Origin of the sequence: Staphylococcus haemolyticus (assembly GCF_006094395.1) — a bacterium.
Taxonomy (GTDB): Bacteria; Bacillota; Bacilli; order Staphylococcales; family Staphylococcaceae; genus Staphylococcus; species Staphylococcus haemolyticus.
In genome coordinates, this window is record NZ_CP035291.1 from 1387271 (window position 1) to 1408901 (window position 21631).

Here is a 21631-nt window from a genome sequence, read left to right on the forward strand (position 1 = left end):
ACAGGGGGATCAATTACGATGGAAAGAACTTTCTTAATGATTAAACCAGATGCAGTACAACGTAATTTAGTGGGAGAAATTATTTCACGTATTGAAAGAAAAGGGTTAAAACTTGTCGGTGCTAAATTAATGACAGTTCCTCAAGCTCTAGCTGAAGAACACTATTCCGAACATACTGACAAGCCATTCTATGGTAAATTAATTTCATTTATTACTTCAGCACCTGTTTTTGCAATGGTTGTCGAAGGTGAAGACGCTGTAGATGTATCAAGACATATTATAGGTAAAACAAATCCTTCTGAAGCTACGCCAGGTTCTATAAGAGGAGATTTAGGTTTAACAGTAGGAAGAAACGTAATTCATGGTTCTGATTCAGTTGAATCAGCACAAAGAGAGATTAATTTATGGTTCAAAGAAGAGGAATTAAGTAGCTACGAAGCACCTAGAGATACTTGGTTATACGAATAGTAAATTGAAATATTTTATTAAGAGTTTACAATTCAAATTGGCTTTAGTTGATTGAAATAAGTAATCTCTTAAATCAAGCATATATCTTTTTAGTCAACATTTTAAAGGTAGGACAATGAATTCAAAATGAATTCTGTCCTACCTTCTTTTTTTAATTTGAATATTAAATCACTAATCTATCGTTTGATAATTATTAAAATATTCTAATAAATTAAAAAATAACTGTAACACACTAGTTATGTTATAAGGTTGAATGTGATATGATAACACATATCACAATTTAACGTAGTAAAGGGAAAGGAGCGTATTCTCATGAGATATTTAACATCTGGAGAATCACATGGTCCTCAATTAACAGTAATTATTGAAGGTGTACCTGCTAATTTAGAAATTAAAGCGGAAGATATTAATAAAGAAATGTTTAAACGTCAAGGTGGCTACGGTAGAGGACGTCGTATGCAAATTGAAAAAGATGCAGTAGAGATTGTATCAGGAGTCAGAAATGGATATACACTTGGTAGTCCAATTACGATTGTTGTCACAAATGATGATTTCACACATTGGAGAAATATTATGGGAATTGAGCCTATTTCTGATGAAGAAAGAGATAATATGAAACGTACGATTACAAAACCCCGTCCTGGACACGCAGATTTAATCGGTGGTATGAAATATAATCATAGAGATTTAAGAAATGTTTTAGAACGTTCATCGGCTCGAGAGACAGCAGCACGTGTTGCAGTAGGTGCAGTATCTAAAATTCTTCTAGAACAATTAGACATTCACATGTATAGTCGTGTTGTTGAAATTGGTGGTATTAAAGATGAAGGTTTATATGATACTGAAACATTCAAACAAAATATTGATAAGAATGACGTACGTGTAATTGATGAAACGATCGCTCAAAAAATGAGAGATAAAATTGATGCTGCTAAAAAAGATGGCGATTCCATTGGTGGTGTTGTTCAAGTTATGGTTGAAAATATGCCTGTTGCAGTCGGTAGTTATGTGCAATATGATCGTAAATTAGATGGTCGTATAGCACAAGGTGTTGTAAGTATTAACGCATTTAAAGGAGTAAGCTACGGTGAAGGATTTAAAGCTGCTGAAAAACCAGGTAGCGAAATTCAAGACGAAATTTTATATGATAATGAAATTGGATTCTATAGAGGCTCCAATCATTTAGGTGGCTTTGAAGGTGGAATGACAAATGGTATGCCGATTATTGTTAATGGTGTTATGAAGCCAATTCCTACTTTATATAAACCACTTAATTCCGTTGATATTAATACTAAAGAAGACTTTAAAGCCACGATTGAACGTTCTGACAGTTGTGCAGTGCCTGCAGCAAGTGTTGTTTGTGAACATGTTGTTGCTTTTGAAGTTGCTAAAGCCATTACAGAAGAGTTTCAATCCAATCATATCGATCAGCTAAAAGCCCAAATTGATGAACGAAGACGCCTTAATATTGAATTCTAGTAAAATATTAGGTAAGGAACGAGGTATTTCATATGCAATTACAAACAACCTATCCAAATAATAATTATCCAATTATAGTTGAACATAATGCTTTCGAGGAGTTATCTGAATATATACAAGACTATGATAAAGTGTTTCTTATCATTGATGAATACGTCGATTTTAACTTTAAAACTAAGTTTATGCCATTTCTTGAATCAACACACATATATAAGATAATAGTTCCAGCTGGTGAGAAGATGAAGTCGTTTGAACATTATCAACAAACGCTAGAGCACCTTCTTGAATACAATTTAACACGTAATACTTGTTTAGTTGCGATAGGTGGCGGTGCTACTGGAGATTTCACTGGATTTCTTGCTTCATCTTTATTAAGAGGTGTTGATTTCATACAAGTACCTACAACAATACTTGCCCATGACTCTAGCGTGGGAGGTAAAGTAGGGATTAATTCCATTCACGGTAAAAATTTAATTGGCGCATTTTATAGACCAAAAGCTGTGATATACGATTTAAATTTCTTAGCAACATTGCCTTATGACGAAATACTAAGTGGGTATGCTGAAGTTTATAAACATGCACTATTAACAGGTCAAGTTGCAGTAGATGACATTGAAAAACACTTCTCCACAAAAGAAAAACTACAATCTTTGAATGATATAGATCAGTTTATCTTCAAAGGAATTAAAGCTAAACTAAACGTCATCATTAAAGATGAAAAAGAGCACAATATGCGAAAGTATTTAAATTTAGGACATACTTTCGGTCATGCCGTTGAGTACAAGACTAAAATACCACATGGTCATGCTGTTATGATTGGAATCATTTACCAATTTATAGTGGCTAATATTTTACTCGATACACAATTCGACATCTCGTATTATGCTAACTATTTAAAGAAACTTCATTATCCAGTTCAAATTGTTCAGCAATTAAACTTTGATGATATGTATCACTATATGTTAACTGACAAGAAAAATAATGGTGAAGGTATTCAAATGGTATTACTTGAAGAACTTGGAAAACCACGAGTATGTCACGTTGAAAAAACTATATTAATAAAAGCATTTAACGATTTACAACTAGTATTAAAGTAGGTGGATTACAGTATGTCAAATGAGCAAATGATAGATATAAAGGGGCCTTTAATTGGAGAAATTGAAGTGCCCGGAGACAAGTCAATGACCCATCGAGCGATTATGTTGGCGTCTTTAGCAACTGGTCAATCGACTATATATAAGCCTCTTTTGGGAGAAGATTGTTTACGCACAATAGAAATATTTAAATTATTAGGTGTTAACATAGAGCTTGCTGAAGAAAAGATTATAGTTGATTCACCTGGTTATAATAAATTTAAAACACCACATCAAACACTATATACTGGAAATTCTGGTACTACAACACGATTATTAGCTGGTTTACTAAGTGGGCTCAATCTAAATTGCGTTTTGTCCGGTGATGCTTCAATAGGTAAGCGACCTATGGATAGAGTAATGAAGCCACTCAGATTAATGGGGGCTAATATTACAGGCATCGATGATAATTTTACACCATTAATTATAAAACCCGCTTCAATTAATGGTATTACCTATAAAATGGAAGTAGCCAGTGCACAAGTCAAAAGTGCATTATTGTTTGCAAGTCTATTTTCTAATGACAGTTCTAAAATTACTGAGTTAGATGTAAGTCGAAATCATACTGAAACAATGTTTGAACAGTTTAATATTCCGATTAGCATTTCTGGTAAAGAAATTACTACTCAACCAAATGCTATCGAACATATAAAAGCTAAAGATTTTTATGTGCCTGGTGATATCTCTTCAGCAGCATTCTTTATAGTGGCGGCACTTATTACTCCTGGTAGTGATATTACAATTCATAATGTTGGCATCAATCCGACTCGTTCAGGTATTATAGATATCGTTAAACAAATGGAAGGAAATATTGAATGTTTAAATATCACAGATACATCAGAACCTACTGCATCAATCCGTGTTAAATACACACCAAACTTAAAACCTGTTCTTATTGAAGGTGACATAGTTCCAAAAGCTATTGACGAGTTACCAATTATTGCACTATTGTGTACACAAGCAAGTGGTACTAGTATTATTAAAGATGCAGAAGAATTAAAAGTGAAAGAAACTAATCGAATTGATACGACTGCAGATATGCTCGGTTTATTGGGGTTTGAATTGCAACCCACTGATGACGGACTTATTATTCATCCTTCAGAATTTAAAAAATCGGCAACCGTAGATAGTTTAACAGATCACCGAATAGGGATGATGTTAGCTATTGCATCATTATTAAGTGATAAACCACTGAATATCCGTCAGTTTGATGCAGTAAATGTATCGTTCCCAGGTTTCCTTCCTAAATTAATGCTTTTAGAAAATGAGGGATAAAACAGTATGGAAGATATCTATAAATTAATAGACGATATCAATCTTCAAAAATTAGATAATTTAGATTCTCGTGTAAATGATGCTTTAACTTCTAATAATGACGATGCATTATTTATTCTTGGTGAAACCCTATATAATTTTGGTTTAACACCTCAAGGTCTAGAGGTATTTAGAACTTTATATCATAAATATCCAGATGAAAGTGAATTACTTATATATTTTATTGAAGGTCTAATGTCAGAGAATCAAACTGATGAAGCATTAGAATATTTAAGTCAAGTAGCAATATCAACAGAAAAATTAATGTTAGAGGCTGATTTATATCAGCAAATTAATATGACAGAAGTTGCCATTGATAAGTTGATTGAAGCTAGGGAATTAGAGCCAAATGATCCAATCATCCATTTCGCATTAGCTGAGATGCTATATTTTGATGGTCAGTACTTGCGTGCCACACGTGAATATGAAGTCGTATTAGGTACGGGTGAATACGAAGTGAATGGTATTAATTTATTTGCTCGTATGGCAGATTGTGCATTACAAAGTGGTAACTATAGTGATGCGATTAATCTATATGATGAAATTAATGAAGATGAAATGACTTCTGAAGATTTCTTCAAAAAAGCAATCGCGTATGAAAAAAATGATATCACTCATGAAGCCATTAAAATTACAAAAAACCTTCTATCGAAAGATCCCGATTTTATTCAAGGATATTTCTATTTACAATCACTTTATGAAAATGAAAAAAATTATCCTGATGCCATTGAAACAGGCAAAGAGGGGTTACGTTTAAATCAATTTTATAAAGAATTGATGGTTTCAACAGGAAGTTTAGAAATTGAACATGGTGATGCAAATGAAGGTGTTGAATTACTAAAACAAGCACTTGAAGTGGACAATGCTTATCATGAACCTTTATTAATTTTGAGTGATTTGTTCCGAAATGAAGAAGATTATGAAGCAATCATCGCATTGCTATCATATGTGGATGAAGATGATTTGGACCCCGTATTCATGTGGCACTTAGCCCATGCATTTGGCCAAGAAGAACGTGATAAAGAAGCACAACATTTCTTTGAACTAGCTTATCCTACAATGAAAACTCAAAGCGCTTTCTTAAGTGACTATTACTATTATTTAATCGAAATCGGTTATAAAGAAAAAGCGAAAACAATATTACAACAATTAATAGAAATGGATCCTAGTAATGAGACATGGCAAGAAGAAGCCAATCGTCTTGATTATTAATGTAGGTGATTCATTTGACTCAAACACTTACACAAATGAAACAAAGTTATATTGAATATGCTTTGTTTCATTATCATTTTAAATCACGAATTAGCGTCTGGATTTTAAATTATATTAAATCTCATACCGAGTTACTTGAACATGTACATTTTGTAAATCAAAGAATATTTAACCATAAAACGTTAGAACTTGCTTTAACAAATACAGATGCACCAGCAATTAGATTAGTTAAAAATAACCACTTACTTATCAATACAAATGAGATATTCGAATACGTAACAACTCACCAAAACGACTTCGATATTCTTATTCATTTTTCAGACCAACACACAATAGATTTTAGATTCAATGATTTAATTATTCATCAATTAATGTACTCTCCTCAGTACATGGCTTATCTAAACACAATTTATAATTTATCTCTCGATTCTACAAGAGTGCATTCTCTAGTAGAGCACTTACGACATAATATAGATTTAAGCTTACAACTTAATGATCGAGAACAATTTTACCAATTAACACAGATTTTAGAAGTCCTTGAAAACCGATAAAGTCACAAAGGAATTTAATCACATGCTTACATTAAAACAGATGTGGGAGTTAACCTTATATCGACACTCTTGCTTAATCTTTTTACTTATTTGCAACATACTCGGTACCTTATATGGATTTATTTGGTATGGTGATCAATTAGCTAAAACACCTTGGTATTTCTTGCCATTTATACCAGATAGCCCAATCGCTTCACTTTTTTTGTGTATTGTTATTATTTGTCTCATTTTTAATAAGCATATCCCATTTGTAGAGGCGCTTGCATTCGTAACCTTACTTAAATATGGACTTTGGGCAGTAATAATGAATATTCTCATGATTAATCTTGATCATAACATTACCATAATGAATGTTTTTTTGATTATGAGTCATGGTATTATGGCGATTGAAGCCATTTATTTCTATCCTCGTTTAAAAATTAGGATTAGTGGTCTATTAGTGGCAATGATATGGGTATTTAACAATGACTATATGGATTATGTTTTAAATAAGTATCCTTACTATGATTTTATTGAACAGCACAAAGAGATAGTAGGCTATATTGCTTTCTGGCTAAGTGTTTTTGCACTAAGTTTATATTATAATTTACAAAAAATCTTATCGGTTAAATTATTTGATTAAATACAGGATAGTCAGTAGAATATGATTAAAGGAGAGTGGAATTATTGTCTATAATGTCTTATATAATATATATCGTCATTATTATGCTCATTCCTATGTGGGCACAACACAAAGTAAAATCTAACTATGAAAAATATGCGCAAGTAAGATCAACAAGTGGTAAAACGGGTCGCGAGGTAGCAGAAGAAATACTTCATGCAAATGGTATTTATGATGTAGATGTAGTAAAGGGTGAAGGTTTCTTAACAGACCACTACGATCCTAAAAAGAAAGTTGTTTGTTTATCTCCTGCAAACTTCGATAGACCTTCAGTAGCTGGTACAGCTATTGCTGCACACGAAGTTGGACATGCGATTCAACATCAACAAGGGTATGCATTTTTAAGATTTAGAAGTGCATTAGTACCACTAGCTAATTTAGGTAGTTCATTAAGTTACATGATTATCATGTTAGGTATCATCTTAACAGCTATGGGTAGTGCGTTTGGCTCAACAGCCTTATGGATTGGTGCTGGCTTAATGTCACTTGCAGTTTTATTCTCAATCGTAACTTTACCTGTTGAATTTGACGCAAGTTCAAGAGCAATGAAACAAATAACTGCATTAAACATTGTAAATGAAAAAGAATATAAACATGCTAAAAAGGTTCTTTCAGCCGCTGCAATGACTTATGTTGCTGCTACTGCGACAGCTGTTGCAGAACTAGTAAGAATTATACTAATCGCTAGAGCAAGTGATAATTAATGAAGTTAGGTTTATAGGTATAAAAATCAATGCTTTAAAAACTACTTTAAATTTTTAGTAGTTATTTAAAACTATGAATTTTCAAGTACCAAAATTTTTAACTTTAGATATCCTTATAAGAGAGTAGAACAATGAATTCAAGATGAATTCTGTTCTGCTCCTTTTTTATTTTTTAAATATAGCAGTATGATTTAAAATATAGTCTGCTCTTTTTATATTCATAAAATGCATGATTTTTTAATATGATATATACTAAATAAGAGTTAATAATAAAGGAGAAAGTGATCATAATGAAATCTATGAAAGAAATGCAAAATGAAGTGGATGCGTACATTGGACAATTCAAAGCTGGTTATTTTTCTCCACTGGCAAATTTAGCACGTTTAACAGAAGAGGTTGGAGAACTTGCTAGAGAGATAAACCACTATCATGGTGAAAAGAAAAAGAAAGAAACTGAAGAAGATAATACAATTAAAGCTGAATTAGGAGACAATTTATTTGTTTTACTTTGTATAGCTAATTCATTAGATATTGATATGACTGAAAGTTTTAATGAAACAATGGAAAAGTTCAACACTAGAGATAAAAATCGTTTTGAACGTAAATAAATATAAACAAGAGGAGGATAGATTTTCATGAAAATAGGTATCACATGTTATCCATCTATGGGCGGTTCTGGTATTATTGCTACTGAATTAGGAATAAAAATGGCAGAGAGAGGCCATGAAGTACATTTTATAACTTCCAATATTCCTTTTAGAATACGTAAACCTTTACCTAATATTACTTTTCATCAAGTTGAAGTAAATCAATATGCCGTCTTTCAATATCCTCCATATGATATTACTTTGAGTACTAAAATTTCAGAAGTTATAAAAGAATATGATTTAGATGTATTACACATGCACTATGCAGTACCTCATGCAGTTTGTGGGATTTTAGCACGTCAAATGTCTGGAAAAGATATTAAAATAATGACCACGTTACACGGTACTGATATCACGGTACTAGGTTACGACCACTCTCTCAAAGGCGCCATTAAATTTGGGATTGAACAAAGTGATATTGTTACGAGTGTGAGTCACTCTTTAGCACATCAAACTAAATCTATCATTGAAACCGAGAAAGAAATTGTTCCTATTTATAATTTTGTGCGTGAAAATGAATTTCCAACGCGTCATGATGAAACGCTTAAAGAAGTATATGGTATTAAACCTGATGAAAAGGTACTTATACATGTATCTAATTTTAGAAAAGTGAAACGCATAGATACTATATTAGAGACATTTGCTAAAGTTCGTAAAAACATACCTAGTAAATTAATCTTGTTAGGAGACGGTCCCGAATTATTAGACATGAGAAAGTTAGCGCGTCACTTAGGTATCGATAGTGATGTACTATTCTTAGGCAAGCAAGACCAAGTTAGTGAATTTTACCAAATGTCTGATTTAGTACTTCTATTAAGTGAAAAAGAAAGCTTTGGATTAACTTTGCTTGAGGCAATGAAAACAGGAGTAGTGCCGATAGGTTCTAATGCTGGTGGTATTAAAGAGGTTATTAAACATGATGAGACTGGTTTCATTGTGGATATAGGAGATAGCACTAGTGCAAGTGAGTATGCGTTACAACTGCTTTCAAATAAAGAATTATATAATAAAATGCAAACTGCTATGTTAAAGGATATTGACGAACGATTTGGTTCAGAATTAATAACAGATCAATATGAACACTACTATAGAAAAATGTTAAATCAAAAAGAGGATTAGTATGGGAACAGAACTATTTAATCAAGCAAAACCCATTTTAGAAAAAATAGAACAACATGGATTTGAAGCATATTTCGTTGGTGGATCGGTGAGAGATTACTTAATGAACAGACACATTCACGACATCGATATTACTACTAGTGCTACACCAGATGAAATAGAATCAATATTTGAAAAGACTATCCCAATCGGGAGAGAGCATGGCACTATAAATGTGGTGTATCAAGGAACTAATTATGAAGTAACAACCTTCAGAGCTGAAGCAGAGTATGTTGATCATCGTAGACCTAGTGAAGTCTATTTCGTTCGTGATTTAAAAGAAGATTTACAACGTCGTGACTTTACAATTAATGCAATTGCCATGGATAAAAATTTTAATATTTATGACTATTTTGAAGGTGATGTAGCATTAAATCAACATATTATTAAAACTGTTGGTGATGCTAAAGAACGGTTTAAAGAGGATGCATTACGCATTTTAAGAGGCTTACGCTTTCAATCCCAATTGAATTTTACTATAGAAGGTGATACTTTTGAGGCGATGAAACATCAAATCGCAGATGTAGAACATTTATCTATAGAACGCATTGTCGTGGAATTAAAAAAATTAATTAAAGGCCAAAATGTAAGCCAAAGCTACTTAAACCTAATAGATTTGAATTTCTTTAATTATGTACCTTTCTTTAGAAGTCTTGATATGAAGCAAACTAAAGTTAATTCACCAATAAGCTTTGAATTATGGATAGCAATATTATTGACTGTTGAACAAACAAACACTTCACTTTCTGACTTAAAAATAAGCAACAATGAGAAAACTAAAATCAATCAATATCATAAAATAATGATAGAGATGCCTCAAGTTTCATCTAAAGAACAATTAAAATTATTCGTTTATGACTATGGTATAAATAATATCATAGATATCATTGCTATTAATTCAATACTTGAAGACAATAACATTAAAATAGCCTCTCCGTTAATATTTAATCTTCAATCAATAAAAGAAATTGATCAACATTTACCTATTAGAAGTCGTAGAGAGCTAAATATTAATGGTGGAGATATACTTAGAATTACGTCTAAAAAAAGTGGTCCTTGGCTGAAAGAAGTTCTTAGACAAATAGAAATTGATGTGTTAACAAATAAAGTTCCAAATTTAAAAGATGAATTATTGAAGTGGGTGAAAGAGAATGTCAAAATATAGTCAAGATGTTATACGTATGCTATATATGCATCAATCTGAATATATTTCGGGACAATATATTGCTAATCAGCTAAACATTTCTAGAGCAGCTGTTAAAAAAGTCATTGATCAATTAAAAAAAGATGGTTGCAAAATCGAATCAATCAATCATAAAGGCCACCAATTAAATGAACTCCCAGATAGTTGGTATAATGGAATCGTATCTTATATTTTAAAAAATTCACAACTAGCTTCGGAGATAAAAGTATTTAAAAGTGTTGAATCAACTCAGATTATTGCTAAGCAAGAATTGGTAGATAATAATAAGTCTATGATTATATTAAGTGACGAACAAACAAAAGGAAGAGGTCGATTTAATCGTAATTGGGCTTCTTCAAAAGGAAAAGGCTTATGGATGTCTCTAGTATTGCGTCCAAATGTACCTTTTTCAATGATTCCAAAATTCAACTTGTTTGTTGCTTTAGGAATTAGAGATGCAATACAATCTTTCACGAATGATAAAGTAGAAATTAAATGGCCGAACGATATATATATTGCTGATAAAAAAGTATGTGGTTTTTTAACTGAAATGATAGCAAATTACGATTCAATTGACGCTATTATTTGTGGTATTGGTATTAATTTAAACCACAGTGACAGTGATTTTTCTGATGATATTAAACAGAGAGCAACAAGCATTCGTTTACATAGTAATAATAAAATTAATCGATACTCATTTTTAAAAAAGCTCATTTCATCAATCGAAAAACGATATTCACAATTTTTAACAAAGCCTTTTACAGAAATTCGAAATGAGTATATTGAAGCCTCAAATATATGGCAACGCCAATTGCGTTTCACTGAAAACGACAAACAATTTATAGGTGAAGCAATCGATATTGATAACGATGGTTTCTTAATAGTTAGAGATGAAAATAATGACGTTAGACGCCTTATTAGTGCGGATATAGATATATAAAGCGAATGACATGAAGATAAGGAGAGTTAGTTATGGGACACACAAGTTATGCAGTTGTAGATCTAGAGACAACTGGCAATCAACTTGATTATGATGAAATTATACAAATTGGTATTACTTTTGTAAGTAACAATAAAATATCTGGGACTTATCATTCTATGATTCGTACCGATTTGGATATTCCACCATTTATCCAAGCATTGACTTCTATTGAAGATACCATGTTAGAGCAAGCCCCTTATTTTCATGAAATTGCACAAGAAATTTACAAACAATTGAAAGATCGTGTGTTCGTTGCTCATAATGTTGATTTTGACTTAAATTTTATAAAAAAGGCCTTTCAAAACTGTAATATAGATTTTAAACCTAAAAAGGTCCTGGATACGTTAGAATTATTTAAAATTGCTTATCCTACAGATAAGAGTTATCAACTTAGTGAATTAGCAGAGGCACACGACATACCCTTAGACAACGCACATAGGGCTGATGAAGACGCTACTACTACTGCATTACTAATGATTAAAGCCTTTCAAAAGTTTGAACAACTACCTATAGATACATTAAAACAACTCTATTATTTAAGTAAAAATTTAAAATATGACTTATTTAATGTCTTGTTTGAAATGGTACGTCAACATGAAAATTCACCTTTAGATAATCAATACGGTCAATTCGAACAAATAATTTATAAAAAGCAAATTGATTTAAAAGCGCCTAAAACATCATTTAATGGATCACTTAAAGATTTGTATAGTGAAGTAGTTAAATCACTTAATCTAACATATCGTCCACAACAACTATATTTATCTGAAATCATCCTAGAGCAACTCATGCACAATGATAAAGCGATGATTGAAGCTCCTTTAGGTAGTGGAAAGTCATTGGCATATCTTTTGGCAGCATTGATGTATAACATTGAAACTGGACGTCATGTCATGATTTCGACTAATACTAAACTGTTGCAAAATCAACTTTTGCTAAAAGATATTCCGAGTATCAATCAAGCACTAAACTTTAAAATTAATGCCACACTTATAAAAAGTAAATCTGAATACATTTCACTTGGCTTAATTAGTCAGATTTTAAAAGATGAAACTACCAACTATGAAGTTAATATTTTAAAAATGCAATTATTGACCTGGATTATCGAAACGGAAACTGGAGATATTCAAGATTTAAATCTTAAAGGTGGTCAGAAAATGTATTTTGACCAAAAGATTGAAACTTATGTACCAGTTAGACATGATATGCATTATTACAATTACATCAAACGAAATGCACATCATATTCAAATCGGAATCACTAATCATGCACATCTCATACACTCAGACCAAGAGAATTCAATTTATCAACTTTTCGATGATTGTATAATTGATGAGGCACATCGTTTACCTGACTATGCATTAAACCAAGTCACTAATGATCTCGATTATTCAGATTTAAAATATCAACTTGGTTTAATAGGAAAAAATGAAAATGAAAAATTATTAAAAGCGATTGATAAACTAGAACAACAACGAATTTTAGAACGTTTAGATATCGCACCGATAGATGTATTCGGTTTAAAAATGAATATATCAGAAATACATGATTTAAATGAACGTCTATTTAATCATATATTCGAAATCATTCAAAACTCTGACGTTTATGATGATGATATACATCGACACCATTATGTATTTGAATTTGATTCAACTCAGATACTTAAAGATTTGCATTTGATTGTTGATAAGATAAATAAGACATTAGAAATTTTTAATGGTATGACGCACAAAACGATTAAGACTTTACGCAAACAACTTTTATATATTAATGATACTTATCGAAATATAGAGCAGAGTTTAAAAGATAAACATACTGCGTACTTATCCATTAGGAATCTAACTCAAAAGTCAACTATTAAATTGATTGTTAAAGATTATGCAGTTCGTGATATTTTAACGACTCGCGTTTTAGATAAATTTAATTCATTAACATTTATTTCTGGAACATTGACGTTTAATCATAAGTTTGATGCCTTTAAAAATTGGTTTAAAGAAGATGTGCATTTTAACACGTATCAAGTTCCATCGACACTATCTAATCACGCGAATACGAACGTGTATATTCCTAGTGATGTTAGTTCTTATAACTTCAAAAATATCGATGATTACGTAGCATCTATAGTGGATTATATTCAAGAGTATGTAACAATCACTGATTCGAAATGTTTAGTGTTATTTACAAGCTACCGTATGATGCACATGGTACAAGAGTTATTAAATGAATTACCCACTTTTGAAGACTATGTAGTACTTACACAACAACAAAATCAAAACTATAAAATTGTTCAACAATTTAATAATTTTGATAAGACAATTTTACTTGGCACATCAACGTTTTTCGAAGGTTTTGATTATCAAGCTAAGGGTATTAAATGTGTTATGATAGCTAAACTTCCATTTATGAATAAATACAATACGAAACATTGGCTTATGGATTCTGAATTTGATTCTACCTTTAAGGACTATGTTTTACCTGACGCAGTTACTCGTTTTAGACAAGGTTTAGGTCGTTTAATTCGCAATGAAGATGATCAAGGGTTGATTGTCTCTTTTGATGATCGTCTTGTAAGCAGTAACTATAAAAACTTTTTTGCTCAAACTTTAGAAAATTATAAGCAAAAAAAGGGCGACATTAAACAATTCAGCAAACTTGTTAACAAAATCCAACATAATATTGATGCTAATAAATGATTCAAACTGTTATACATTGAGATAGCGTGTTCACATGCTAGAACTTCACAATTTATTTTGTTAAAATAAATAAGTATTGATTACAAAGAATGACAATTAGGAGATTGGTTATGAAAACAACGATTAAACAAGCTAAACAACATCTTAACCAAGAAGTGACTATTGGTGCTTGGTTAACAAATAAACGTTCAAGTGGCAAGATTGCCTTTTTACAATTACGTGATGGTAGTGGCTTTATGCAAGGTGTAGTGGTTAAATCAGAGGTTTCTGACGAAACATTCCAACTAGCTAAAGAAATTACACAAGAATCATCACTTTATGTGACTGGTGTTATAACAGAAGATAACCGTTCAGATTTAGGCTACGAAATGCAAGTGAAATCAATTGAAGTTATTCACGAAGCACATGATTATCCAATTACACCTAAAAATCACGGTACTGAATTTTTAATGGATCATAGACATTTATGGTTGCGTTCAAAAAAACAACATGCTGTTATGAAAATCAGAAATGAAATTATTAGAGCAACATACGAATTCTTTAATGAAAATGGATTCACTAAAATTGATCCTCCAATCTTAACAGCAAGTGCTCCAGAAGGAACAAGTGAATTGTTCCATACTAAGTACTTTGATGAAGATGCATTCCTTTCTCAAAGTGGTCAATTATATATGGAAGCAGCTGCAATGGCTCATGGTCGTGTATTCTCATTCGGACCAACTTTCAGAGCTGAAAAATCTAAAACTCGACGCCATTTGATTGAATTCTGGATGATTGAACCAGAAATGGCATTTACAAATCACGTGGAAAGTTTAGAAGTTCAAGAACAGTATGTATCACATGTCGTTAAATCTGTACTTAAAAATTGTCAATTAGAACTTAAAGCACTAGATCGAGATACGAGCAAACTTGAAAAGGTTTCAGCACCTTTCCCAAGAATTTCTTATGATGATGCAATTAAGTTCTTAAAAGAAGAAGGTTTCAATGATATTGAGTGGGGCGAGGATTTCGGTGCACCACATGAAACTGCTATTGCAAATCATTATGATTTACCGGTATTTATTACAAATTATCCAACTAAAATTAAACCATTCTATATGCAACCAAATCCAGAGAATGAAGAAACTGTTTTATGTGCAGATTTGATTGCACCAGAGGGTTATGGTGAAATCATTGGTGGTTCTGAACGTATTAATGATTTAGAATTATTAGAACAACGTATAGATGAACATCAATTAGACGCTGAAAGTTATAACTATTATTTAGACTTACGTCGTTATGGTAGTGTGCCACATAGCGGATTTGGATTAGGGTTAGAAAGAACTGTTGCTTGGATTTCTGGTGTGGAACACGTAAGAGAAACTGCTCCATTCCCACGATTATTAAATCGTTTATATCCATAAGTTCTAATCCCACATACCATATTAATTTACTCGTCCAGTCAGCATGTTGACTGGACGCTTTTTCAACTTTAAAGAGGAGGAATATCAATTTGAATAAAATTCAACTCAAAACACGTCCTGTCGTCGTTAGAAGAGAATTATTTGACCATTATAGTGAATTAGGACTGACAGAAAAAGATTTAATTGTTTTAATTAAATTGATTTATGCCTCTGAAACATCAAATAAACAACCATCCATCGATGAATTGAAATTAGGCTCAGATATGGAACCACGTGAAATAACTAGCATCATTCAGCATTTAATTCAAAGGGATTTATTGCAACTTCATGTGAAAAAGGACGAAGAAGGTAAATTTACGGAATATATGAATTTAGATGGTTTCTATGAAAAATTAAGCAATATTTTATCTCAAGATCATTCAAAACAACTAACAAATCAAGCTCAACAAAATTTTAAAGATCTTTTCCAATATATAGAATCCTTGTTTGCTAGACCTATTTCACCATATGAAATTGAAACACTTAATCAATGGATTGACGTAGACAAGCATGACTTTACTTTAATTAGAGCAGCGTTAGATGAAGCATATAGTCATGATAAACTTAGTTTCAAGTACGTAGATCGTATATTGTTAAATTGGAAAAAGAATAATGTCACAACTACTGAAGAATCTAAGAAAATAAGAGAACAATTTAACAAGCCATCTATGACACATACGGTTAATCATATACCAAAATTTGATTGGTTAAATGGGGAGAAGTTAGATGATAAGTAAGAAGAAAGCACTAGAAATGATAGATGTCATAGCTGATATGTTTCCAAATGCAGAATGCGAGCTCAAACATGATAATGCTTTCGAATTAACAATTGCAGTCCTTTTATCAGCTCAATGTACCGATAATTTAGTAAATAAAGTTACACGTACGCTTTTTCAAAAGTATAAAACGCCTCAAGACTATTTAAATGTGGATATCGAAGAACTGCAAAATGATATACGTTCGATTGGCTTATATCGTAACAAAGCGAAAAATATACAAAAGCTATGTCAGTCACTACTCGAACAATTCAATGGTCAAATTCCGAGTACTCATAAAGAATTAGAAAGTTTAGCTGGAGTCGGTCGTAAAACAGCAAATGTTGTTATGAGTGTAGCTTTCGATGAGCCATCATTAGCAGTTGATACGCATGTTGAACGTGTTTCTAAGCGACTAGGAATTAATAGATGGAAAGATAATGTAACACAAGTAGAGGATAGATTATGTAGTATCATTCCAAAGGAAAGATGGAGTAGAAGTCATCATCAACTTATCTTCTTTGGTCGCTACCATTGTTTAGCTAGAAAGCCTAAGTGTGACATATGTCCCTTACTAGATGATTGTAGAGAAGGGCAAAAACGTATGAAAGGACAATTAAAGGAAGCTTGATTAAATGATTAATAAACAAGAATTTGAAGAAATTGAAGAGTTACTTGATGAATACACTAAACAAAGAGCATTAAATTCACCAAACGCTAAGCCAGTAATCGATAAGTACTTTGACTTAATAATTCGATTTTTTAAAGAAATTAATGAAGTTGAAACTATTAATTTCAAATTATTAGATCAATACCCAGTAGTTCCAATGAACTTTGAAGAACGCTATCAATATATGTTAGTTAGAAAATATCACTTTATGGGTTATAGTCAAATGAAGACTTTAAAAAGTGAGTTAATCAAAATGAATGCGTCTTACCAAATTAGAAGAAAGCGACAAAGTTAATACTATAACAGTAAGTAGCCAGTAAAATGAGTTATTTAATTCATCTACTGGCTATATTTATATTCAAATAATTAATTTTGTATCAATGAATATAAAGAAAGGCAATTTCTATTTGATGTAATAGAAATTGCCTTCTTTTAATTATTTAACATTTCAAAAACACTATGAGGACTTTTTAAAATCGAAAATACTATTTAAATTAAAGATGTTTGAAAGTGTACTTCCGACAGTATTAGTACCTTGTGTTGTTGAATTATTGTTTGTAGTTCCTGAATTAGTATTGCCACTATTATTAGTGTTACTAGTATTAGAATTACTTGAGTTATTTGAATTATTTGAGCTATTTGATGAACTTGAGCCACTGCTACCATTTACTTCACGATTAGTCGTGTTGTTATCTGGATGACCACTTACTGATAAATTATCAGCACTTGAGCCGTTAACTGAATCTGGTTTCTTGAAGTCACCATCATCACTTGAAGTAATATCAGACATAACATCCTCATATAAATATTGTGGATATTCTTGTTCTGAGTGACCTAAGAATGAGTTAACGCCACCTTCTTTAATTTCACTGAAGCCCATCCAGATAGACATTGTGTATTTAGGTGTGAAACCATTAATCCAAACGTCTTTTGCAGCGTTATCAGGTAGGTTATATTGTTGGTTAATTTCAGTACCATAAGTACTTGTACCAGTTTTAGCACCCATAGTAACGCCTGATACGCCATGTCCATAGGCTGAACCATAGGCTTTGAATGTACCTGTAAGCATTTCAGCTAACATATAAGAAGTGTAGTCTTTCATAGCTTTATGACTTGTATGGTCAAACTCAATTGTGTCATCATCAGCTGTTACAACTTTTTGGATAGAATGTGCGTTATTGTAAGTACCACCGTTAGCAATTGCTGCGAAAGCAGATGCTAATTGAGTAGGTGAGAACTCAGAAGCGCCACCACCAAGTACATCAGAAGGACCGATGTCACTTTGATAATCTAATCCAACTTTTGATGCGAATTTCTTAACTGCATTATCTCCAGCTTGTGAATTAACTTGTTGCCAAGTTTTAAGCGCTGGAATGTTGAAACTTTGTCTTAACGCATCATACGCAGTTACAGTACCATGTCCATTTCCATCATAGTTACGGAATGTACCACCATCAATTGAATAGCTTGATTCGTCTTGAATTGCATGATTCGTAGCCCATTGCATGTTTTCAATAGCTGGACCATAAGCTAAGAACGGTTTCAATGATGAACCAGTTAAATGCGCATCAGTTGCAGCGTTATTGTCAACAACGTCTTTGAAGTTACGACCTCCAGAAATTGCGACTAAGCCACCAGTCTTACTATCAAGAATTGTAGAACCAACACGTTGGTCTTCATTTTTATAGTAATTACCGTTATCTATACGATCTTGTAATGTTTTTTGAACATCTTTGTCCATATTTGTGTAAATCTTAATTCCACTTTGAAGAACATCACTCAAGTTTTTATTCTTGAATTCTTTATTATTCATCAATTCAGATTTAACAAAGTTTACATATGAATCGTATTCTGAATCAGAGTTATCAGTGCCAATTTGACGTTCCTTAGCTGTACGATCTACTAAATTAGCTTTTAAGTTAATTTTTTTAGCAGCATTATACTCTTTATCAGAAATTCTGTTGTGATAATGCATTAAGTAGAGTACAGTGTTTTTACGATTTTCCGCTTGTTTAGGGTTGTCGTAAATATTATAAAGGTTAGGCACCTGTGGTAAACCTGCTAAATATGCTTCTTCCGCAAGATTTAAATCTTTCAAATCTTTATTGAAGTAATATTTAGCTGCAGCTTTAACGCCATAAACACCATCTGAATAATAAATTTTATTTAAGTACATTTGGAAGATTTCATCTTTACTGTACTCTTGTTCTAGACGGTAGGATAGGTAAGCTTCTTGTGCTTTACGTCCGATAGATTTCTCTTCACTTAAGAATGCTCGTTTAACTACTTGTTGTGTTAAAGTAGATGCACCTTGTGAACCAAATCCACCAGTCAAGTTTTTACCAATGGCACCAAATAAACGTTTATAGTCAATTGCACCGTGGTCATAGAATCGGTTATCTTCAGTTGCTAACACAGCATTTCTCATATTTTTAGGAACATCTTTTAACTCAACATGTTCTCTTCTTGCGCCGTTATCTAATTTTTTTACTAAGTCACCATTTCTGTCGTAAATTTCTGCCGGTTTAGGATCTTGTAATTTAGATTCGGTAAATGCAGGAGCTTTCCATGCATAATACGCAAATAATAAAATGCCTAATAGAACTAAAACGATAAAGGCAATTAATAAAAAGCCAATAATCTTGATAATCGTTCTTTTCACATTCTTATTCTTTTTTGCTTTGGACTTCCCATTTTTACCATTTTTAGGTTGAGAAGATCCTTTATTTTCCGTCATACGCGGTCCTCACTTTCATCTAATATCAACTTATCAACTGCATTGAGGTAATTTAATCTTGGTTGATACTGATAAGGAATATAGTAACTATTTTTTCTTATTTCTTCAACTGTTATTGATTTTTTTATTTCATTTTTATATCTATCCCAATATTTTTGAAATTTGGAAAATGGCAATAAATATACTTCATCAAGTAATTTAAATCTTATAATTAAAAATACAATTCCTTTTTGAAGAAATGCATTTTTCATATGTTCTACTTGATGATCATGAATATTATTCAAAGGAAAAGATGTTTTATTTTTAGTTTCCTTTGCTTCAAAATCAATATAATAGCCATTATATACGCCATTATAATCAGTAGTTGAAGGTGTACGAAAGTAAGCCTCATTTATAACTGCTTTACTTCGCTTGGGATAATGAACATTAACGATTTGAACAGGTGTTGGCTTTTTATGAATAACCGCTTTACCATGTTTTAAATAATAATCATTAGAAAGTTCAATATCCTTTTCAAGAGTCATACCACGGCCACCATATTCTATATTACTAGAATTCGATTTACCATTTCTTCCGACCATAGTCGTATTTCCCTTAAAAGGTTTACCATTAGGGTAATTCATTTAATTCACCACACAAGTTTGAATTCATATAATAGTGGTTATGTAAAACTTACACTAACTAATACTATTAATAATCATTTACGAAAAAATGATTATATGTTCAAACTATGATAGATAATAATAGAAATAGACAAATAAGTCTTTAATCTTATCTATGAATTTCATTATTAATCTACTTTATTTTAACGTTAATTAACTAGTAAAACAATATTTCAATGTATTTATCCTGTTTATATGGCTAGCAATTTGAATGACGGTTAGATTAAATTATGATAAATTAAATTGAATATAAGGGGGCGTCTTCATGGATACTATGTTGATAAATGATTTAATCAATGAATTACATACAATAGAAGATCGCTATAATATTGTTAAAAATTCCGAGACGAACTATGATTTTTATGAAGTAGTTTACCCTTATTCGCAAGCGATAGACACTAAGTTAGAAAATCTCATTAAATTAAAACCCCAGATTATTCAATTGAGTTATATGAATGCTAATAAGTTTGATTTACTAATTAAGTCATATAAAGAACTATCAGTAGATTGTCACTTTTATAGAACAAGCAAAAAGCTTTTTAATGAGAAGTTAAAAGCTGTTAACTACGATTTAAATTATATTTATCAAACTATTGAAGGGTGATGTTGAGCATTTGAAAACTGTGTATGTAACAGGGTATAAATCTTTTGAACTAAATATTTTCAAAGATGACGCACCTGAAGTGTATTATTTAAAAGCTTTTATCAAACATAAATTATTACAATATATTGATGAAGGGCTTGAGTGGGTACTTATTCAAGGACAACTTGGTATTGAATTATGGACTGCTGAAGTAGTTATTGATTTGCGAGTTGAGTATCCCGATTTAAAATTAGGAATTATAACGCCTTTTTATGGGCATACTTCTAAGTGGAATGAACAGAATCAAATGAAGTATAATAAAATTGCTCAAGAAGCTGATTTTATGGAAAGTGTACATCATACCGAATATGAAGGACCATTTCAATTTAAACAAACAGATCAGTTTATGTTAGATCATACAGATATGACTATACTTATTTATGATGAAGAGCAAGAAGGAAGCCCAAAATTCTTTAAAAGGATGTTAGTTGATTTTATAAATAAAACAAACTATACTTGTGATATTGTGGCATTTGATGAACTCACTGATTTTATAAATGATATGCAGTGGGAGCAAGATCAAAGTTTCGAATGAGG

21 protein-coding genes are annotated in these 21631 nt (G+C 31.6%); 19 read left to right on the forward strand and 2 right to left on the reverse strand.

Annotated elements, in window-relative coordinates; translation table 11 throughout:
* The first annotated feature begins 18 nt into the window (after positions 1-18).
* The 17 genes from ndk to EQ029_RS06835 all read left to right on the forward strand — a co-directional run bounded on the left by ndk (position 19) and on the right by EQ029_RS06835 (position 17347).
* A complete protein-coding gene (gene ndk, locus EQ029_RS06755) occupies positions 19-468 on the forward strand; it encodes a nucleoside-diphosphate kinase (protein WP_016931256.1) in 450 nt (149 codons plus the stop codon).
* 312 nt (positions 469-780) lie between these two features.
* On the forward strand, positions 781-1947 hold the full coding sequence (aroC, locus tag EQ029_RS06760) for a chorismate synthase (RefSeq protein ID WP_037558737.1): 1167 nt from the start codon (positions 781-783) through the stop codon (positions 1945-1947).
* 32 nt (positions 1948-1979) lie between these two features.
* Positions 1980-3044, forward strand: coding sequence for a 3-dehydroquinate synthase (gene aroB / locus EQ029_RS06765; protein ID WP_053020444.1), 1065 nt, complete (start codon positions 1980-1982; stop codon positions 3042-3044).
* Positions 3045-3056: 12 nt separating this feature from the next.
* On the forward strand, positions 3057-4355 hold the full coding sequence (gene aroA / locus EQ029_RS06770; RefSeq protein WP_011275743.1) for a 3-phosphoshikimate 1-carboxyvinyltransferase: 1299 nt from the start codon (positions 3057-3059) through the stop codon (positions 4353-4355).
* 6 nt (positions 4356-4361) lie between these two features.
* Positions 4362-5606 carry a tetratricopeptide repeat protein gene (locus EQ029_RS06775; protein ID WP_033079942.1) on the forward strand — a complete coding sequence of 415 codons (1245 nt, stop codon included), beginning with the start codon at positions 4362-4364 and terminating at the stop codon, positions 5604-5606.
* 35 nt (positions 5607-5641) lie between these two features.
* Positions 5642-6157 carry a YpiB family protein gene (locus EQ029_RS06780; protein WP_011275745.1) on the forward strand — a complete coding sequence of 172 codons (516 nt, stop codon included), beginning with the start codon at positions 5642-5644 and terminating at the stop codon, positions 6155-6157.
* A 22-nt stretch (positions 6158-6179) separates the two neighbouring features.
* A complete protein-coding gene (locus EQ029_RS06785; protein WP_033079941.1) occupies positions 6180-6779 on the forward strand; it encodes a DUF1405 domain-containing protein in 600 nt (199 codons plus the stop codon).
* Between the two features lie 44 nt (positions 6780-6823).
* The gene (locus EQ029_RS06790; protein ID WP_029376682.1) at positions 6824-7522 is read left to right on the forward strand and encodes a zinc metallopeptidase; all 699 of its coding nucleotides are present in this window, start codon (positions 6824-6826) and stop codon (positions 7520-7522) included.
* 290 nt (positions 7523-7812) lie between these two features.
* Entirely contained in the window at positions 7813-8130 is a 318-nt protein-coding gene (locus EQ029_RS06795) for a nucleotide pyrophosphohydrolase (protein ID WP_011275748.1), read from the forward strand.
* A gap of 27 nt (positions 8131-8157) precedes the next feature.
* Positions 8158-9288: an N-acetyl-alpha-D-glucosaminyl L-malate synthase BshA gene (gene bshA, locus EQ029_RS06800; RefSeq protein ID WP_011275749.1), complete on the forward strand. Its 1131-nt coding sequence runs from the start codon at positions 8158-8160 to the stop codon at positions 9286-9288.
* A gap of 1 nt (position 9289) precedes the next feature.
* Positions 9290-10492 carry a CCA tRNA nucleotidyltransferase gene (locus EQ029_RS06805; RefSeq protein WP_037558740.1) on the forward strand — a complete coding sequence of 401 codons (1203 nt, stop codon included), beginning with the start codon at positions 9290-9292 and terminating at the stop codon, positions 10490-10492.
* A complete protein-coding gene (locus EQ029_RS06810; RefSeq protein WP_011275751.1) occupies positions 10479-11450 on the forward strand; it encodes a biotin--[acetyl-CoA-carboxylase] ligase in 972 nt (323 codons plus the stop codon). Before EQ029_RS06805 ends, EQ029_RS06810 begins: the two co-directional genes overlap by 14 nt.
* A gap of 32 nt (positions 11451-11482) precedes the next feature.
* Positions 11483-14185 (forward strand): helicase C-terminal domain-containing protein, encoded by a 2703-nt coding sequence (locus tag EQ029_RS06815; protein ID WP_011275752.1) that lies wholly within the window; start codon positions 11483-11485, stop codon positions 14183-14185.
* A gap of 110 nt (positions 14186-14295) precedes the next feature.
* A complete protein-coding gene (asnS, locus tag EQ029_RS06820; protein WP_011275753.1) occupies positions 14296-15588 on the forward strand; it encodes an asparagine--tRNA ligase in 1293 nt (430 codons plus the stop codon).
* 89 nt (positions 15589-15677) lie between these two features.
* Entirely contained in the window at positions 15678-16364 is a 687-nt protein-coding gene (locus tag EQ029_RS06825; protein ID WP_011275754.1) for a DnaD domain-containing protein, read from the forward strand.
* Positions 16354-17013: an endonuclease III gene (gene nth / locus EQ029_RS06830; protein ID WP_011275755.1), complete on the forward strand. Its 660-nt coding sequence runs from the start codon at positions 16354-16356 to the stop codon at positions 17011-17013. The genes EQ029_RS06825 and nth overlap by 11 nt, the downstream gene beginning before the upstream one ends.
* 4 nt (positions 17014-17017) lie before the next feature.
* Positions 17018-17347, forward strand: coding sequence for a YpoC family protein (locus tag EQ029_RS06835; RefSeq protein ID WP_011275756.1), 330 nt, complete (start codon positions 17018-17020; stop codon positions 17345-17347).
* Positions 17348-17509: 162 nt separating this feature from the next.
* Here the strand turns inward: EQ029_RS06835 and EQ029_RS06840 are convergent, their stop codons facing one another.
* Together EQ029_RS06840 and recU are read right to left on the reverse strand one after the other, a co-directional pair.
* Complete coding sequence (locus EQ029_RS06840; RefSeq protein ID WP_016931250.1) at positions 17510-19789, reverse strand: transglycosylase domain-containing protein; 2280 nt, start codon at positions 19787-19789, stop codon at positions 17510-17512.
* On the reverse strand, positions 19786-20412 hold the full coding sequence (gene recU, locus EQ029_RS06845; RefSeq protein ID WP_016931249.1) for a Holliday junction resolvase RecU: 627 nt from the start codon (positions 20410-20412) through the stop codon (positions 19786-19788). Before recU ends, EQ029_RS06840 begins: the two co-directional genes overlap by 4 nt.
* 304 nt (positions 20413-20716) lie before the next feature.
* Here recU and EQ029_RS06850 point away from each other — a divergent pair, with 304 nt between their 5' ends.
* Together EQ029_RS06850 and EQ029_RS06855 are read left to right on the forward strand one after the other, a co-directional pair.
* Positions 20717-21055, forward strand: a complete 339-nt coding sequence (locus tag EQ029_RS06850) for a DUF1798 family protein (RefSeq protein ID WP_011275759.1) — start codon at positions 20717-20719, stop codon at positions 21053-21055.
* Between the two features lie 10 nt (positions 21056-21065).
* The gene (locus EQ029_RS06855) at positions 21066-21629 is read left to right on the forward strand and encodes an SLOG family protein (protein WP_011275760.1); all 564 of its coding nucleotides are present in this window, start codon (positions 21066-21068) and stop codon (positions 21627-21629) included.
* Positions 21630-21631 lie beyond the last annotated feature (2 nt).